This window comes from Vibrio sp. V04_P4A5T148, from assembly GCF_963875605.1.
Taxonomy (GTDB): domain Bacteria; phylum Pseudomonadota; class Gammaproteobacteria; order Enterobacterales; family Vibrionaceae; genus Vibrio; species Vibrio anguillarum.
In genome coordinates, this window is record NZ_CAWNMS010000025.1 from 156,864 (window position 1) to 172,914 (window position 16,051).

Consider the following 16,051-nt stretch of genomic DNA (forward strand, 5'->3'; position numbering starts at 1 on the left):
CATCAGCTTAAAAGCTTAAGCTATCGGAAAAGGAAAAGCCGTCACGTTATCAATATGATCTTGGCCTAACGCCAGCATAATCAAGCGATCAATACCAAGCGCTACTCCTGAACATTCAGGTAAGCCAGCCTCTAACGCTGCTATCAAGTGGTAATCAATCGGCTGTTCGACCAGCCCCATCGTTTTACGCTTTTGGTTATCCGCTTCAAAACGAGCCAGTTGCTCTTGTGGGTTGTCCAGCTCATGAAAACCATTCGCAAGTTCAATCCCTTTGAAATAGACCTCAAAGCGATCCGCAACACGATGATCTTGCGGGTTAATCTTAGCTAGTGCCGCTTGTGATGCAGGAAAATCGTAAACAAAAACGGGTACCTGTTGACCAATTTCCACCTCAACACCGACACTAAATAGCAGTTGCAGTAAGGTATCTCTATCCTCTTCTGGCTCAGCAATGTCACTTAGACCTAATCGGCTCGCAGCCGCTTTTAACTCGTCCATTGAGCCTTCTAACGGACAAACCCCAAGTACCTGCAAAAATGCTTGTTGGTAGCTCATCTTCTGCGCCGATCCACACTGCAAAATAAGTTGCAGCAATTGATCCATCTCATCCATTAAATCATGGTGAGTAAAACCAACCCGATACCACTCTAACATCGTAAATTCTGGGTTGTGATAGCGACCATTTTCCTCGTTGCGAAACGCTTTATTGATCTGATAAATCGAACCACTCCCCGCCGCCAAAAGTCGTTTCATATGAAACTCCGGGCTTGTCATTAAATAGAGTTGACGGCCATCAGCATACCCTGGACCAACAAATTGGGTTTGGAAGGTTTGCAAATGAATGTCGGTTACCGTGGCATGACTCATGGCTGGTGTATCGACTTCCAATACATCTCGTAGTTCAAAGAAATGGCGGATCTGCTTGAGTAACTGAGCACGCTGTTTGAGTTGTGATATTGATGCGGTTGGCATCCAGTTTTTTCTATTCATGTTCTGGCACACATAAGTTTGGATGATATGAATTTTACTGACTTGAAGCGCAATTCCAAATTCTAACGTGATTATTATCACACAAAGAAAAATAAGTATGCTCGCGCTTGCACTTCCGAAGCAAAAACCTAACAGAATCAATTTTTTCCTTACACAGCTCTTCTACACTACCCGTACCACTTAAGGCTTACGAACCTTTAACTATAACAAGCGGATTTTCCGCATCACACACCGGAGGATAACTGTGCAAATTATCACCACAGATATCGCAGTCATCGGCGCAGGCGGCGCTGGTCTTCGCACTGCAATTGCAGCCGCTGAAGCAAACCCTGATTTAGAAGTTGCTCTGATTTCTAAAGTTTATCCTATGCGATCTCATACGGTTGCAGCGGAAGGAGGCTCAGCAGCAGTTATCAAGGAAGAAGATAGCCTTGACAACCACTTCAACGATACCGTTGGTGGTGGAGATTGGCTATGTGAACAGGATGTTGTTGAATATTTTGTGGCCAACTCGACCCGCGAGATGGTGCAAATGGAACAGTGGGGTTGCCCATGGAGCCGTAAAGAAAATGGCGAAGTAAACGTACGCCGTTTTGGTGGCATGAAAGTCGAGCGTACTTGGTTTGCGGCTGACAAAACAGGCTTCCACATGCTGCACACCCTCTTCCAAACTTCAATGAAGTACCCACAAATCAATCGATTTGATGAGTATTTCGTGGTGGATCTACTTGTTGAAGATGGCGAAGTTCAAGGGCTTATCGCGATTCATATGTCCGAAGGTGAGCTAGTAACCATCAAAGCAAAATCTGTGGTATTAGCCACTGGTGGCGCGGGCCGTGTGTACCACTGCAACACCAACGGCGGCATTGTAACTGGCGATGGTATGGCGATGGCTTATCGTCATGGCGTCCCTCTACGCGATATGGAGTTCGTGCAATACCACCCAACTGGCCTACCTGGCACGGGTATTTTGATGACGGAAGGCTGCCGCGGTGAAGGTGGTATCATCGTCAATAAAAATGGCTATCGTTATCTGCAAGATTACGGTATGGGCCCAGAAACTCCGGTGGGTCAGCCTAAAAATAAATACATGGAACTCGGTCCTCGCGACAAAGTTTCTCAAGCTTTCTGGCATGAACAACAGAAAGGCAACACCATCAAACATCCGCTTGGTGATGTTGTGCTGCTTGATCTTCGCCACCTCGGTGAAGAGTACTTACAAGAGCGTTTGCCGTTTATCTGCGAATTGGCGAAAGCTTACGTCAACGTTGATCCAGCAAAAGAGCCGATCCCAATTCGCCCAACCGTACACTACACCATGGGTGGTATCGAAACGGACGGTCAATGTGAAACGCGCATCAAAGGTCTGTTTGCTGTCGGCGAATGTGCCTCGGTTGGCTTGCATGGTGCAAACCGTTTGGGTTCTAACTCGTTAGCTGAATTTGTGGTTTTTGGCCGCGTTGCGGGTGAAAGTGCAGTGAAACGCGCAGCGGAATTCAAAGGTTGGAACGATGAATCTATCGCCAAACAAGTCAAAGCCGTAGAAGAGCGTATTGCAGCGTTAATGAACCAAGAAGGTGATGAAAACTGGGCCACCATTCGCACTGAGATGGGTCACACCATGGAAGCGGGTTGTGGTATCTACCGCCAAGAAGATTTAATGCAAGCGACGATTGATAAAATCACCGAGCTAAAAGCACGCTACAAGAACATTAGCATTAAAGATAAAGGCAAAGTGTTCAACACCGACCTTCTGTACGCTATCGAAGTCGGTTATGGCCTTGAAGTGGCTGAAGCTATGGTTCACTCAGCTATCTTGCGTAAAGAATCTCGCGGTGCGCATCAGCGTTTAGACGAAGGTTGTACTGAGCGTGATGATGTGAACTACCTCAAGCACTCTTTAGCTTTCTATCAACCTGATGCCGCTCCAAGTATCGACTACAGCGCGGTTAAGATCACGAAATCTCAGCCGAAAGCTCGTCTCTATGGTGAAGCGGCAGAACAGGCTGCCGCCGCGGAAAAAGCGGCAGAAGAGAAAAGCGCAGAGGAGCAAAAATAATGTCAGCAAATCGCATTCAAAAAGTAGACATTTTGCGCTACGACCCAGAAAAAGATGCTAAGCCACACCTGCAAGCGTTTGAAGTTCCTTTTGATGACACCATGTCAGTGCTCGACGCGATTGGCTACATCAAAGATAACCTCGATAAGGATCTCTCTTATCGCTGGTCTTGCCGTATGGCGATCTGCGGTTCGTGTGGTGTGATGGTTAATGGCGTACCTAAATTGGCTTGTAAAAGCTTCCTGCGCGATTACCCTAATGGCGTGAAAATTGAACCTTTAGCCAACTTCCCAATTGAAAAAGATTTGATCGTGGATATGACTTCGTTTATCGAGCGTCTTGAAGCCATTAAACCCTACATCATTGGCAACGATCGCAAACCTGAAGATGGCACCAACTTACAAACGCCAGAGCAAATGGCCAAATACAAACAATTTGCTGGTTGTATTAACTGCGGTCTTTGCTACGCGGCCTGCCCTCAGTTTGGTTTGAACCCTGAGTTTATTGGTCCTGCAGCATTAACCCTTGCTCACCGCTACAACTTAGATAGCCGTGACCATGGTAAAGCCGAGCGTATGAAGCTTATCAATGGTGATAACGGTGCTTGGGGTTGTACCTTTGTTGGTTACTGCTCTGAAGTGTGTCCAAAACACGTTGATCCAGCAGCAGCCGTCAACCAAGGCAAAGTTGAGTCTTCAATGGACTTCGTGATTGCCATGCTAAAACCTGACGGTTCACCAAAGAAAGTGGAGGGATAAGGATGAGTAACCGTAAACCTTACGTTCGTGAAATGACACGTACTTGGTGGAAAGATCACCCATTCTACCGCTTCTACATGTTGCGTGAAGCCACGGTACTGCCACTGATATTCTTTACCTTATTCCTTACCTTTGGCTTGGGCTGCTTGGTTAAAGGCCCTGAAGCATGGGAAGGCTGGCTAAGCTTTATGGCAAACCCAATTGTGGTCGCAATCAATATTGTCGCGTTGGCGGGGAGTTTGCTGCATGCACAAACCTTCTTTAGCATGATGCCGCAAGTGATGCCAATCCGCTTGAAGGGTAAGCTAATCGACAAGAAAATCATCGTCTTAACTCAGTGGGCAGCGGTTGCGTTTATCTCACTGATTGTTCTCATCGTGGTGTAGGAGCTTATAGTCATGAACAACAATTATAAGGTAAATCGCACGCCAAAACGTTCTGATGAACCTATCTGGTGGGGGCTGTTTGGTGCTGGTGGAACATGGTTTGCGATGATTACCCCGATCACCATTCTCGTGTTGGGTATTTTAGCACCATTAGGCATTATCGATGCTGAAGCAATGAGTTATGAACGCGTTTCGAGTTTTGCGACTAGCATCATCGGCGCACTGTTTATCATTGGCACATTAGCCTTACCGATGTGGCATGCCATGCACCGTGTCCATCACGGTATGCATGACCTAAAATTCCACACCGGTTTAGTGGGTAAAATCGCTTGTTATGCGTTTGCTGGGCTGATTTCCGCGCTCGCAGTCGTTTTTATCTTTATGATTTAAAGATAGAAAAGTGATGACATCAAAGAGCTGCCTCGGCAGCTCTTTTTTATTACGGCACTCACTCAGCTTTGGAGCAATAAAAAAGGCCGCTTACCGAGCGACCTTCTTACTTACTTTTAGGTGATTATTTGACTCGACCTACGTATTCGCCAGAGCGGGTATCCACTTTGATCACTTCACCGATAGAGATGAACAGTGGCACACGTACCACAGCACCAGTGACCAACGTAGCGGGTTTACCACCCGTACCTTGCGTATCACCTTTCAAGCCCGGATCAGTTTCAGCCACTTCCAGTTCAACAAAGTTTGGTGGCGTTACCGCAATTGGGTTACCGTTCCAAAGCGTCAACATGCAAGTGTTGTTTTCCACTAGCCATTTTGCGCTTTCACCCACCGCTTTATTATCCGCCGCAATTTGCTCGAATGTTTCATTATTCATAAAGTGGTAGAATTCGCCGTCGTTATAGAGATAATCAAGGTCGATATCCATTACGTCAGCCGTTTCTACTGAATCACCTGACTTAAATGTTTTTTCCAACACTTTGCCAGAAAGAAGTTTACGGATTTTGACACGGTTGAAGGCTTGGCCTTTACCTGGTTTCACATATTCATTTTCGAGAATGACACAAGGCTCATTATCAAGCATAATTTTGAGACCGCCTTTAAATTCATTCGTGCTAACAGTAGCCATTTTTTCCTCTTACCATTCTTCGAGTTAAATTCAATGCCGCATATAATAACCCGAAAACTTGATTCTGTTGAGCAAAACTGGCTTCAACAATTAACGAATGCGATCTCAAACCCTGCCGAGCTTCTCCAGCAGTTAGAGATTGATCCTGCCCTTTGGCAAAACGGGTTTGCCGCACGCAAACTCTTCGCACTACGAGTGCCACAAAGTTTTGTCGATCGCATGGAAAAAGGAAACCCTTACGATCCCCTGTTGCGTCAAGTTTTACCACTCAATGAAGAGTTTGAATGGCATGATGGGTACTCAAATGATCCGCTTGATGAGCAAAACAATGCCATTCCGGGATTGCTGCATAAATACCGCAACCGAGTGCTAATGATAGTCAAAGGTGGTTGTGCGATTAACTGCCGTTACTGCTTTCGTCGTCATTTCCCCTACCAAGAGAATAAAGGCTCAAAGCAGGTGTGGCAGCAAAGTGTCGACTATATTGCCGCGCATCCCGAACTCAATGAGGTCATTTTATCGGGCGGTGATCCGTTAATGGCGAAAGATGAAGAACTGCGTTGGCTCATCGATGCAATCAGCAGCGTGCCTCATATTAAACGATTGCGTATTCACTCGCGCTTACCCGTGGTGATCCCCGCTCGAATCACCGATGCATTGTGTGATCTGCTGCGTGAAACTCGCTTACAAGTCATTTTGGTGACGCACATTAACCATGCCAATGAAATCAATCTAGAATTCAAACAGCAGATGAGTCGTCTGCGCGCCATCAATGTTACCTTACTCAACCAAGGTGTATTGTTAAAAGGTGTCAATGATAGCGTTGACGCGCAAGTCGCGCTCAGCGAAACGTTATTTGATGCAGGAATTTTGCCTTACTACTTGCATGTGCTGGATAAAGTGCAAGGCGCAGCGCACTTTTTTGTTAGTGATCAAAAAGCAAAAGAAATAATGGCAGGTGTCATTGAGCGAGTATCGGGCTATCTTGTTGCTAAGCTAACTCGAGAAATCGGTGGCAGAGCCAGTAAAACGCCACTCGATCTGCATCTTGAGTAATTACAGAACTTCAAAAGAGCGGTTCGGTGTCAATCAACGAACTCTTACCTTCATACTTTTGGGAAAACCATCATGCAATCTCTCGGACAATTTCTTGATCTTAGTCCATTCAGTTGGTCTGCATTATTGTGCTGTGCTATCAATGGGTTACTGATTGGCGTTGAACGCCAGACCCGCGGTAAACCGGTGGGCATTCGCACATCAATATTAATCATCTCAGGGACTTATCTCTTTCTAGCGATGGCCGTATCACTGTCCCCTAACACTTTAGATCAAGCTCGCGTGCTTGGACAAATTATTACTGGGGTTGGTTTTTTAGGCGCAGGCGTGATGATGACTCAAGATGGGAAAATCCATGGCGTCACCTCAGCCGCTGTTATTTGGGTACTGGCATCACTGGGATTAATGATCGGTCTTGGTTACTTACAGCAATCCATCATTATCACGGTATTAGCATTGTGTGTGTTGTATGGCGTGGATAAGGTAGAAAATAGCTTTCAAAGTTTGCGCCGTGGTGTTCATCAACGCTTTCGTCGTCGTACATAAGGTGAAAAAAGAGCAGCTTGATGCTGCTCTTTCGATTTCAATTCATCGGCTATTTAGCAAAGTTGATGATAGGAAAACACTTAAAGAAACCGTTATCCGCACAGTTAATTAGACCAACCTGAACACCTTCAATTTTTGTGGTTTTGTTGAACAAACCCACTTGCACTTTCGATGTATCAGAGAAGTTTGCTGCACCAACATCAACCATGGTATTACCTTCAGAGTAGTTCACTAGACTGACGTTAGCACCTTGTACATTGTTGGTCAGATTCACTACACCCACGTTAGCACCCACGGTCTGCCCTGTATTCCAGTTTAACAAACCGAGTGAAGCACCGGTCATCTCTTGATTGACTTTCGATGCCCCTAAAAGACCTAAATTTACACCCGTCGTAGAGTCAGTTTCAGATAATCCAACAACGGCGAGATCTAAGCCTTTAACCTCATTCACTTTACCGTAAAGAGCCGCAACACGAACGCCTGATACCGCATTTTCATCCGGTGCATTGAAGTTATTGATGGAAGAAAACATAACTGGAGTGCCAGCCATCGCAACAGAAGAAGATAACGCAGCCACTACGGCTAGTGCTGAAAGTACTTTTTTCATAAAGATCTCCATTGACCAATGAAACCGTTAATATTTGGTTTGTTCACGCTATTTCACTCACATCATCACCAAATTGTGATCAGTGAAGAGACGAAGTCTAGAAGAGTCGGATCACTCAAACGTCAGGATTGAGCTAATTATGCGAAAAAAAACCGGAGGCAAGCTCCGGTTTCTTATTGAGAGAGGATGATTACATCATCCCTCCCATACCGCCCATGCCGCCCATATCAGGCATTGCCGCTTCTTTCTTCGGTAGCTCAGTCACCATAGCTTCTGTGGTGATCATGAGGCCCGCGACTGAAGCTGCAAACTGTAGAGCACTACGAGTCACTTTGGTTGGATCCAAAATACCCATGTCGATCATATCGCCATATTCACCCGTCGCAGCGTTGTAACCATAGTTACCTTCACCAGCGCGAACATTGTTAGCCACAACAGAATCTTCTTCGCCCGCGTTTTTCACGATTTGACGAATTGGTGCTTCCATCGCACGTAGTGCAACACGAATACCTACGTTTTGCTCTTCGTTGTCACCTTCAAGGCCCGCAACTTTAGCAGCCGCACGGATCAGTGCAACACCACCACCCGCAACCACGCCTTCTTCAACGGCTGCGCGAGTTGCATGCAGTGCATCTTCTACGCGATCTTTCTTCTCTTTCATTTCAACTTCAGTGGTTGCACCGACTTTGATCACTGCAACGCCACCTGCCAGTTTGGCCACGCGCTCTTGTAGTTTTTCTTTGTCGTAATCTGAAGTTGCGTCTTCAATTTGTTGACGAATTTGTGCAACGCGACCTTTAATGGCTTGCTCTTCACCTGCACCATCAATGATGGTGGTGTTTTCTTTAGTGATAGAGATGCGCTTCGCTTGGCCTAGATCTTCCAAGGTCACTTTTTCAAGCTCAAGACCGATCTCTTCAGAAATCACAGTACCGCCCGTTAGGGTAGCAATGTCTTGTAGCATCGCTTTACGGCGATCACCAAAACCAGGTGCTTTCACGGCAGCAACTTTTACAATGCCACGCATGTTGTTCACAACCAGCGTCGCCAATGCTTCACCTTCAACATCTTCCGCCACAATCAGTAGTGGACGAGAAGCTTTTGCTACCGCTTCAAGTGCAGGAAGCAGTTCGCGAATGTTAGAAATTTTCTTATCAACCAATAGGATGAATGGGCTATCTAGATCAACACTGCCCGCTTCTTGGTTATTAATGAAGTAAGGAGATAGGTAACCACGATCAAACTGCATACCTTCCACTACATCGAGTTCATCTTGCAGTGCTTGGCCTTCTTCAACAGTGATAACGCCATCTCGGCCCACTTTTTCCATCGCTTCAGCAATGATGTTACCCACGCTTGAATCCGAGTTCGCAGAAATAGTACCCACTTGCGCAATCGCTTTAGTGTCTGAACAAGGTACTGAAAGCTCTTTCAACGCTTCAACCGCCGCCACGACAGCTTTGTCGATGCCACGCTTAAGATCCATTGGGTTCATACCCGCTGCTACAGCTTTCAAGCCTTCAGTGATGATCGCTTGCGCTAATACCGTTGCGGTTGTCGTTCCGTCACCCGCGGCATCGTTAGCTTGAGAAGCAACTTCTTTCACCATTTGTGCACCCATGTTCTGGAATTTGTCTTCCAGTTCAATTTCACGCGCAACAGTGACACCATCTTTGGTGATAATAGGTGAACCAAACGATTTATCTATCACAACGTTACGGCCTTTAGGGCCAAGGGTGACTTTTACTGCATCGGCTAGAATATTAACGCCTTCTAGCATTTTAATACGTGCATCGTTACCAAATTTAACGTCTTTAGCAGCCATCTTTAATTTCCTTTTCTAAATTCTGTTTTAATCAATCGTTTTTGAATCAGAGCAAAAATTACTCAATGCTTACTCGACAATCGCCATGATGTCGTTTTCAGACATAATGAGCACTTCTTTACCGTCGATCTTTTCCGTTTTAGTACCGTAGCTTTCTGCAAAAATAACCGTATCACCTACTTTGACATCCAGCGGTTGTACCGAACCATTTTCAAGGATTCGGCCTTTGCCTACTGCTAAGATGACGCCGCGAGTCGATTTCTCTGCAGCGGAACCTGTTAGAACAATGCCACCAGCAGATTTAGATTCAACTTCTTGGCGTTCAACGATAACTCGGTCGTGTAATGGACGAATGTTCATCGGTCGTCTCTCCTGATTAGATTTTCCGTTAGGTTTATGAAAAGGCTGATTACTCAGCTCGTGAGTGATATGTGGGGGAGCAAGCAAGGGATCCCAAGGGGGGAAAGCGAAAATTTTGTGATCTATTTAACGAATTGATAGCGAATCTTGGTTCTGTGCTGACAAAAGTTACTAGCGGCTCATCCTGTATAGTCAATAATTTGCTTTATTAAGCTGCTTCTTCATAATAGATAAGGCAAACAGAGGAATGCGATGAAAACCATTGACCGAATACTTCAAACCATCAAACGCGATGGAGCGGTAACCGCTAAACGACTGGCCGACGACCTAGGAATTACCACCATGGGGGCTCGCCAACACCTACAAAGTTTGGAAGATGATGGCATTGTGGCGTTTCATGATGTCAAAGTAAAAGTCGGACGCCCTACTCGACACTGGTCTTTGACACAACAAGGCCACGACAAATTTGCTGATCGGCATGGCGAGTTGATCATCCAAGTAATTGATGCAGTTGAGCACCTTTTTGGTAAAGAAGGGCTAGCCAAAGTGGCAGCAGAGCGTGAAGCTCACACATTAGCACAGTATCAACAAGCATTAATTGATTGCCACAGTTTAGAAGAAAAACTAGCTAAGCTAGTGACGCTTCGTGAGCAAGAAGGCTATATGGCAGAGCTCATACCATCAGCGAACAGTTACACTTTAATTGAGAACCATTGCCCCATCTGTAAAGCTGCGGCACGCTGCCCTAATCTGTGCCAATCTGAACTTAATATTTTCCAAACGTTGATCGGTGAGCAATATGTAGTTGAGCGGAGCGAACACATCATTATGGGTGAGCGTCGCTGCCGTTATCAAATCACACCACGCTAAGATCGTCTCATTAGTAAGAAATGGCGATTTCGTTCCAACTCCTACCTTATTGATCGGTTATGCTTTCATTGTGTTGATAAAATAATCAACAGAGAAATAGTGTAAAGGAGAAAGATATGGAGCCCCCTCAAAAACAGGCCTTACCTTCTTTTGATGAGTTGGTTGAACTTGCCAAACATAATCCAGATGCCTTTACGCAACTGAAAAAAGATATCTGTGAAGAGATGATCCTCTCCTCTTCCAACAACATGCAAGACAGGTTATGGGCTCAGCAAAGTCACATTGACTTGGTGGTGAGCCAATGCAAAAACCCTGTCCATGCTAATGTTATGCTGATGCGTGAGCTCGGCGAACAGATGATGAAATTTAGAAATGCCTTAGATGGCGAATCGACGCGCACTCAACCGAGCGCGACCATCATTCCATTTGTGCCGCGCCACAGCGACTGGCGTTAACCTCGCTATTTGAAGCTTTTTAAAACAACAGGAGGCATTGGCCTCCTGTTGTTTTATCAATTTGTTTTCTATCAAGTTTACTCAGGTTCAGGTCCGTAGCGGTTGCGGCTTTGCGTTCCCTTCATAAAACCACATTCGACTAAAATCCATGAGCCACAAACCAGTGCGACCAGCGATACCAATGACTCTGTCATACTGGCTTGAGTGGCAATCTCGGCACTAGCAAAAGGCATACTCATACGGCCTATCACCAAGGGGACATTAAGCAATAACCACCAAGCAGACTTATCTCTGTCATGCCAACGTTTTACCGTGATGGCCAAATCAGGCAGTAACACCACTAGCAAAAACAGCGGCAAGATCAGGTGCGTATAGGCAGGAAACATTTGGTTTGCAGCGAGTGCGAAGCCCATAATGGACGCGTAATAACAGAGATTCCACATCCAAAATACTTTGCGCCCGATGCGTCCTTGAAATGAAAATAGCAGTTCTTTAATTGACATCTTGTTACCTAAAATGGTTAATTTACAACCTTTTGGAAGCAATCTTTATCCATATCACGCACATTCACGGTCAGACTCCTGACTTGACTAGCTTGCTGTTGCAATACCGCCATTAATTGACGTGACAACTCTCTTTTTTGTTCAGGTGTCCGCCCTGACAGCAAATCAAAGCTGAGGTGAATAAAATCAACACTGTCGCCTTCTTCACCAATACACCAATGGTGGCAGCGTAGCGCCCGTGATTTCACTGAGTCAGCGTCAAATAATCCGCAGCGAAGTGCGACTTGGTGAAGATCTTCCAATAACCCTTGAACATTCACACGCTCATCCACAGAGTTCGAGTATTCCATAACAAGGTTGGGCATACGAATTCCTTTTCTTCATTCATGATCAAATTTCAACACTAGTGAGCCTTATTGGTATCACTAGCTTTTCTTTTAACAGCCACTAATAGCAATTAATCTCGTAAAATCCGAGCCATTATCGGCTATTCTGTCTATTTGATCACTGATAAGGGGTGTCACGCATTGCTTAAGATCCCATAAAGTCATGACTCGAATCATGATCTGACCGATTTTATCTGTTATATTCTTTCGCAATCACGTTTATTTTTGACATTCATTCATTTTAACTTTGATAGATAATGGAGATATTCCTATGCGTCATCCTGTAGTTATGGGTAACTGGAAACTAAACGGCAGCAAAGAGATGGTTGTTGAGCTGCTAAATGGTCTGAATACAGAGCTTGAAGGCGTAACTGGTGTTGACGTAGCCGTTGCTCCACCAGCACTTTTTATTGACCTAGCAGAGCGCACTCTGACCGATGCGGGTAGCGCGATCATTCTGGGTGCCCAAAACAGCGACGTACACAACAGTGGCGCATTCACTGGCGATATGTCTCCAGCAATGCTGAAAGAATTCGGTGCAACACACATCATCATTGGTCACTCTGAGCGTCGTGAATACCACAACGAATCCGATGAATTTGTGGCGCAAAAATTTGCATTCCTAAAAGAAAATGGCCTAACACCAGTACTTTGTATCGGTGAATCTGAAGCACAAAACGAAGCTGGCGAAACAGTAGCCGTATGTGCACGTCAACTTGACGCTGTGATCAACACTCAAGGTGTTGAAGCGCTAGAAGGTGCGATCATCGCTTACGAACCAATCTGGGCGATCGGCACAGGTAAAGCAGCAACAGCAGATGATGCTCAACGTATTCACGCTGCCATTCGCGCGCACATTGCTGCAAAATCAGAAGCAGTCGCGAAGAATGTCGTTATCCAATACGGCGGTTCTGTAAAACCTGAAAATGCAGCAGCTTACTTCGCACAACCAGACATTGATGGTGCTCTAGTTGGCGGCGCAGCACTTGATGCGAAAAGCTTTGCAGCTATCGCAAAAGCAGCAGCTGAAGCGAAAAAAGCGTAATTATTCACACTAATTATCGTTAAGAAGGTCAGCATTTGCTGGCCTTTTTTGTTTCTTCACTCGCGTCACACTTCCCATCCCAGCAGCTATAGTCGCGATCGCCAGAATCAAGTATCCTAACGTTTTGCTTAACCTACGTTGCCAGTAATGCACGATAAACACGGCCTATTAACCGCCCCAATTCCAAATGTGCTCAGTCAAATGACGATCCCAATGATTTTTGGTTTGATCGCGATTTTGATGTTTAACTTGGTCGACACCTTTTTTATCTCACTGCTGGGCACCGAATCTCTTGCCGCCATCAGTTTTACCTTTCCCGTCACCTTTGCGGTTAACTGCATCACCATGGGAATTGGTATTGGACTTTCGACGAGTATTGGCCGCTTACTCGGTCAAGGTGACGCTAAAAATGCAGCGCGTTTTTCCAGTCACGGCGTGTTACTGGCTGTGGTGCTGGTGACGATTTAATCCCTTTGATTGAGCAATACATGCAGGTTTGGTATTTGACCATTCCTTTGCTCGTTATTCCCATGGCTGGTAACAGCGCAATTCGAGCCACGGGTGACACCAAAACACCGGCTAAAATTATGATGCTCGCAGGTTGTATTAACGGTCTGCTCGATCCGCTGCTGATTTTTGGTTATGGCCCTTTCCCTGAATTAGGAATCCAAGGTGCTGCTATTGCCAGTGCATTCAGTTGGTTAGGCGCACTGTGCGGATCGCTATATGTCTTAATCAAAAGAGAAAAATTATTGGCATGGCCGTATTTTCCTACTTTATGGCATGATTGGCAGCAGATCTTAAAAGTGGGCACACCAGCGGCACTCTCCAATGCAATGAATCCACTCTCTGGCGCGCTATTAATGATGATGCTGGCCAGTCATGGCACGGCTGCAGTAGCCGCTTACGGCGCCGCGCAGCGTATTGAGTCGATACTCATTTTGGTCTTGATGTCACTAACCTCAGCACTGACTCCCTTTATGGCACAAAACATCGGCGCAAAAAATATTGAGCGTAGCTTTGCTGGCCTGTTCCTAAGCATGCGTTTTTCTATCGTATTTCAATTGATGATTTTTGCGATGATGGTACCGCTGAGCATCCCTTTGTCAGCCCTATTTTCTCAAGAGCCCTCGGTGCGCGATCTATTGTGGCACTATTTGCTGGTGGTGCCACTGAGCTATGGCTTTCAAGGCATTGTGATGATGCTTGTCTCTGGATTGAATGCATTGCATCAACCCATGCGCGCCTTTCAGTGGAGCGTGATGCGGCTATTTGTGTTCACTCTTCCTGCCGCGTGGTTAGGTTCGTATCTCTATGATGTCGAAGGGCTGTTTATCGGGATTGCCGCAGGCAATACCTTAGGTGGGCTGCTGGGTTATTACTACGCCCTGCGTCTAAAACGAACTTACCTGTTTCGCTAATGCTACCATTTATCTGGTTGAGTACGTCGTGGTGAACTAAATATAAAAAAGCCAGCATTCATGCTGGCTTTATCACTTAGAAGCATCGCCTTTCAGCGCTACTCTTCAATCTCGTCAAGGTCATCATCTAAGTCCATATCCACATTTAAAGGCTCAGGAGATAAAATAATACCCGTATTATCAGCGTACAAATAATCTTCAGGTAGGAAAGTGACGCCACCAAAATTGACAGGCACATCCACTTCACCGATACCTTGATTGGATGCTCCAACAGGAATAGAGGCAAGCGCTTGGATGCCGATGCTCATCTCTTCGAGTTCATCCACTTCGCGGACACAACCGTAAACAACGATGCCTTCCCACTCATTTTCTTCAGCAAGAGCGGCCAATTCTGCATCAATCAGCGCACGGCGCAGTGAACCACCACCATCAATTAACAGCACCCGTCCTAGCCCATCTTGCTCTAATACTTCACGGATTAAGCCATTATCTTCAAAACATTTAATCGTCGTAAGCTGGCCAGCAAAGGATGCGCTTCCACCAAAGTTACTAAACATTGGCTCCACCACATCGACTTGGTCGAGATAAATATCACATAACGCAGAGGTGTTGTATTCCATAATGGTTCTTCTCTTGCCGAAAATTATCTTCACCGAGTATATAGGGTCATTAAGTCATTGCAATGACAAGCGACAATTAACTCGTCAGAGTTTGAGCTATAACAATTCCAACAAACAACAAGTTGGTGATCAGTGAACATTTGACGATAGCGGGCATCATAGGTGCTATCTGCGCAGGTTGATCACTAACCCACACCGCTTTACTGTGTTTTACCACTACCACAATGCTCAACAAAAAGGGCAAACTTATCCACGTTGGGCTGCTTTGCATCACTAAATACCAAGCAAAAGCGATCACCGCACCCGCCAATAGCATAAAGTGATATTGCTTGGCGCGCGTTTGCCCAAGACGTACGGCAACGGTTTTTTTTCCGCAAACTGCATCATTTTCAATATCACGCATATTGTTGACATTGAGCACAGCGACCGCCAATAAGCCACAGCCTAACGCGGGTAAGAACAGGCTCGGCTCCACATGGCCGGTATGCAAGAAATAGGTTCCAGACACCCCAAGTAAACCAAAGAAAATGAATACGGATAAATCACCTAAGCCGACATAACCGTAGGGTTTGTTACCGACCGTGTAAGCAATCGCGGCCACAATAGCGAGCACGCCCAGCCCGACAAAAGCCAGAATACTTTGCACGCTATCCAGTGCATAAAAAATCAACACCAAACCCGAGATAACTGTCAATGTGATGTTAATCAGCATCGCTTGCTTCATATCATCGAGCGTCACCGCACCGGATTGAATCGCTCTGATTGGCCCTAAGCGAGCCTCATTATCCGTACCCTTGACCGCATCACCATAATCATTTGCAAGGTTGGATAAGATTTGTAATAAAGTTGCGGTAAGCAGAGCAAGCAGCGCTACTGGCAACGAAAAATGGCCCGATGAGAAAGCTAACGCGCTGCCCGTTAAAATAGAAACTAGCGCGAGAGGGAGCGTTTTAGGCCTGGCCGCATCAAGCCAGATATGGAGCGAATTCTTCATGCAAGGTCACTGCCGTTCAAAAAAGGGGTCAGTATATACTGTTCTGCTGGCGAGTATAACACGGCAATAAAAAGCCCGTCACTTTGGAC

At 45.8% G+C, this 16,051-nt stretch carries 18 protein-coding genes and 1 pseudogene; 10 read left to right on the plus strand and 9 right to left on the minus strand.

Features of this window, described 5'->3' with window-relative positions; translation table 11 throughout:
• Positions 1–15: 15 nt before the first annotated feature.
• Complete coding sequence (gene epmA / locus AACT18_RS04280; protein WP_094124736.1) at positions 16–990, minus strand: elongation factor P--(R)-beta-lysine ligase; 975 nt, start codon at positions 988–990, stop codon at positions 16–18.
• A gap of 244 nt (positions 991–1,234) precedes the next feature.
• Between epmA and frdA the strand changes: the two genes are divergently transcribed.
• Genes frdA through frdD form a run of 4 tightly spaced genes read left to right on the plus strand, consistent with a single transcriptional unit; the run spans position 1,235 to position 4,583 of the window.
• Entirely contained in the window at positions 1,235–3,049 is a 1,815-nt protein-coding gene (gene frdA, locus AACT18_RS04285; RefSeq protein ID WP_013855868.1) for a fumarate reductase (quinol) flavoprotein subunit, read from the plus strand.
• Positions 3,049–3,807 carry a succinate dehydrogenase/fumarate reductase iron-sulfur subunit gene (locus AACT18_RS04290; RefSeq protein WP_013855867.1) on the plus strand — a complete coding sequence of 253 codons (759 nt, stop codon included), beginning with the start codon at positions 3,049–3,051 and terminating at the stop codon, positions 3,805–3,807. Before frdA ends, AACT18_RS04290 begins: the two co-directional genes overlap by 1 nt.
• Before the next feature lie 2 nt (positions 3,808–3,809).
• Entirely contained in the window at positions 3,810–4,193 is a 384-nt protein-coding gene (frdC, locus tag AACT18_RS04295) for a fumarate reductase subunit FrdC (RefSeq protein WP_017043204.1), read from the plus strand.
• 12 nt (positions 4,194–4,205) lie between these two features.
• Positions 4,206–4,583, plus strand: coding sequence for a fumarate reductase subunit FrdD (gene frdD, locus AACT18_RS04300; RefSeq protein ID WP_010317640.1), 378 nt, complete (start codon positions 4,206–4,208; stop codon positions 4,581–4,583).
• Between the two features lie 124 nt (positions 4,584–4,707).
• On the opposite strand, the gene efp is transcribed toward frdD, so the two are convergent.
• Positions 4,708–5,274: an elongation factor P gene (gene efp, locus AACT18_RS04305; RefSeq protein ID WP_017043203.1), complete on the minus strand. Its 567-nt coding sequence runs from the start codon at positions 5,272–5,274 to the stop codon at positions 4,708–4,710.
• Between the two features lie 33 nt (positions 5,275–5,307).
• Here efp and epmB point away from each other — a divergent pair, with 33 nt between their 5' ends.
• Positions 5,308–6,330 (plus strand): EF-P beta-lysylation protein EpmB, encoded by a 1,023-nt coding sequence (gene epmB / locus AACT18_RS04310; protein ID WP_019282863.1) that lies wholly within the window; start codon positions 5,308–5,310, stop codon positions 6,328–6,330.
• Positions 6,331–6,402: 72 nt separating this feature from the next.
• Complete coding sequence (locus AACT18_RS04315; RefSeq protein ID WP_013855863.1) at positions 6,403–6,876, plus strand: MgtC/SapB family protein; 474 nt, start codon at positions 6,403–6,405, stop codon at positions 6,874–6,876.
• A gap of 49 nt (positions 6,877–6,925) precedes the next feature.
• Here the strand turns inward: AACT18_RS04315 and AACT18_RS04320 are convergent, their stop codons facing one another.
• The 3 genes from AACT18_RS04320 to AACT18_RS04330 form a co-directional block, all read right to left on the minus strand.
• The gene (locus tag AACT18_RS04320; RefSeq protein ID WP_026027420.1) at positions 6,926–7,483 is read right to left on the minus strand and encodes a VC2662 family protein; all 558 of its coding nucleotides are present in this window, start codon (positions 7,481–7,483) and stop codon (positions 6,926–6,928) included.
• A gap of 190 nt (positions 7,484–7,673) precedes the next feature.
• Positions 7,674–9,308: a chaperonin GroEL gene (groL, locus tag AACT18_RS04325; RefSeq protein ID WP_013855861.1), complete on the minus strand. Its 1,635-nt coding sequence runs from the start codon at positions 9,306–9,308 to the stop codon at positions 7,674–7,676.
• 69 nt (positions 9,309–9,377) lie between these two features.
• Positions 9,378–9,668, minus strand: a complete 291-nt coding sequence (locus AACT18_RS04330; protein ID WP_010317634.1) for a co-chaperone GroES — start codon at positions 9,666–9,668, stop codon at positions 9,378–9,380.
• A gap of 252 nt (positions 9,669–9,920) precedes the next feature.
• Here AACT18_RS04330 and AACT18_RS04335 point away from each other — a divergent pair, with 252 nt between their 5' ends.
• Together AACT18_RS04335 and AACT18_RS04340 are read left to right on the plus strand one after the other, a co-directional pair.
• On the plus strand, positions 9,921–10,538 hold the full coding sequence (locus AACT18_RS04335; protein ID WP_094124735.1) for a helix-turn-helix transcriptional regulator: 618 nt from the start codon (positions 9,921–9,923) through the stop codon (positions 10,536–10,538).
• A 116-nt stretch (positions 10,539–10,654) separates the two neighbouring features.
• Positions 10,655–10,993 carry a DUF3135 domain-containing protein gene (locus AACT18_RS04340; protein WP_094124734.1) on the plus strand — a complete coding sequence of 113 codons (339 nt, stop codon included), beginning with the start codon at positions 10,655–10,657 and terminating at the stop codon, positions 10,991–10,993.
• Positions 10,994–11,070: 77 nt separating this feature from the next.
• On the opposite strand, the gene AACT18_RS04345 is transcribed toward AACT18_RS04340, so the two are convergent.
• Together AACT18_RS04345 and AACT18_RS04350 are read right to left on the minus strand one after the other, a co-directional pair.
• Positions 11,071–11,496 carry a DUF805 domain-containing protein gene (locus tag AACT18_RS04345; protein ID WP_029190043.1) on the minus strand — a complete coding sequence of 142 codons (426 nt, stop codon included), beginning with the start codon at positions 11,494–11,496 and terminating at the stop codon, positions 11,071–11,073.
• 17 nt (positions 11,497–11,513) lie between these two features.
• The gene (locus AACT18_RS04350; RefSeq protein ID WP_017043199.1) at positions 11,514–11,861 is read right to left on the minus strand and encodes a 5-carboxymethyl-2-hydroxymuconate Delta-isomerase; all 348 of its coding nucleotides are present in this window, start codon (positions 11,859–11,861) and stop codon (positions 11,514–11,516) included.
• Positions 11,862–12,153: 292 nt separating this feature from the next.
• On the opposite strand from AACT18_RS04350, the gene tpiA reads away from it, so the two are divergent.
• Together tpiA and AACT18_RS04360 are read left to right on the plus strand one after the other, a co-directional pair.
• Entirely contained in the window at positions 12,154–12,927 is a 774-nt protein-coding gene (gene tpiA / locus AACT18_RS04355; RefSeq protein ID WP_088729193.1) for a triose-phosphate isomerase, read from the plus strand.
• Between the two features lie 147 nt (positions 12,928–13,074).
• Positions 13,075–14,348, plus strand: a pseudogene (locus AACT18_RS04360) (MATE family efflux transporter).
• 98 nt (positions 14,349–14,446) lie between these two features.
• Here AACT18_RS04360 and rraA read toward each other — a convergent pair.
• The gene (gene rraA / locus AACT18_RS04365; RefSeq protein ID WP_026027418.1) at positions 14,447–14,968 is read right to left on the minus strand and encodes a ribonuclease E activity regulator RraA; all 522 of its coding nucleotides are present in this window, start codon (positions 14,966–14,968) and stop codon (positions 14,447–14,449) included.
• Positions 14,969–15,044: 76 nt separating this feature from the next.
• A complete protein-coding gene (locus AACT18_RS04370; RefSeq protein ID WP_017043197.1) occupies positions 15,045–15,962 on the minus strand; it encodes a 1,4-dihydroxy-2-naphthoate polyprenyltransferase in 918 nt (305 codons plus the stop codon).
• Positions 15,963–16,051 lie beyond the last annotated feature (89 nt).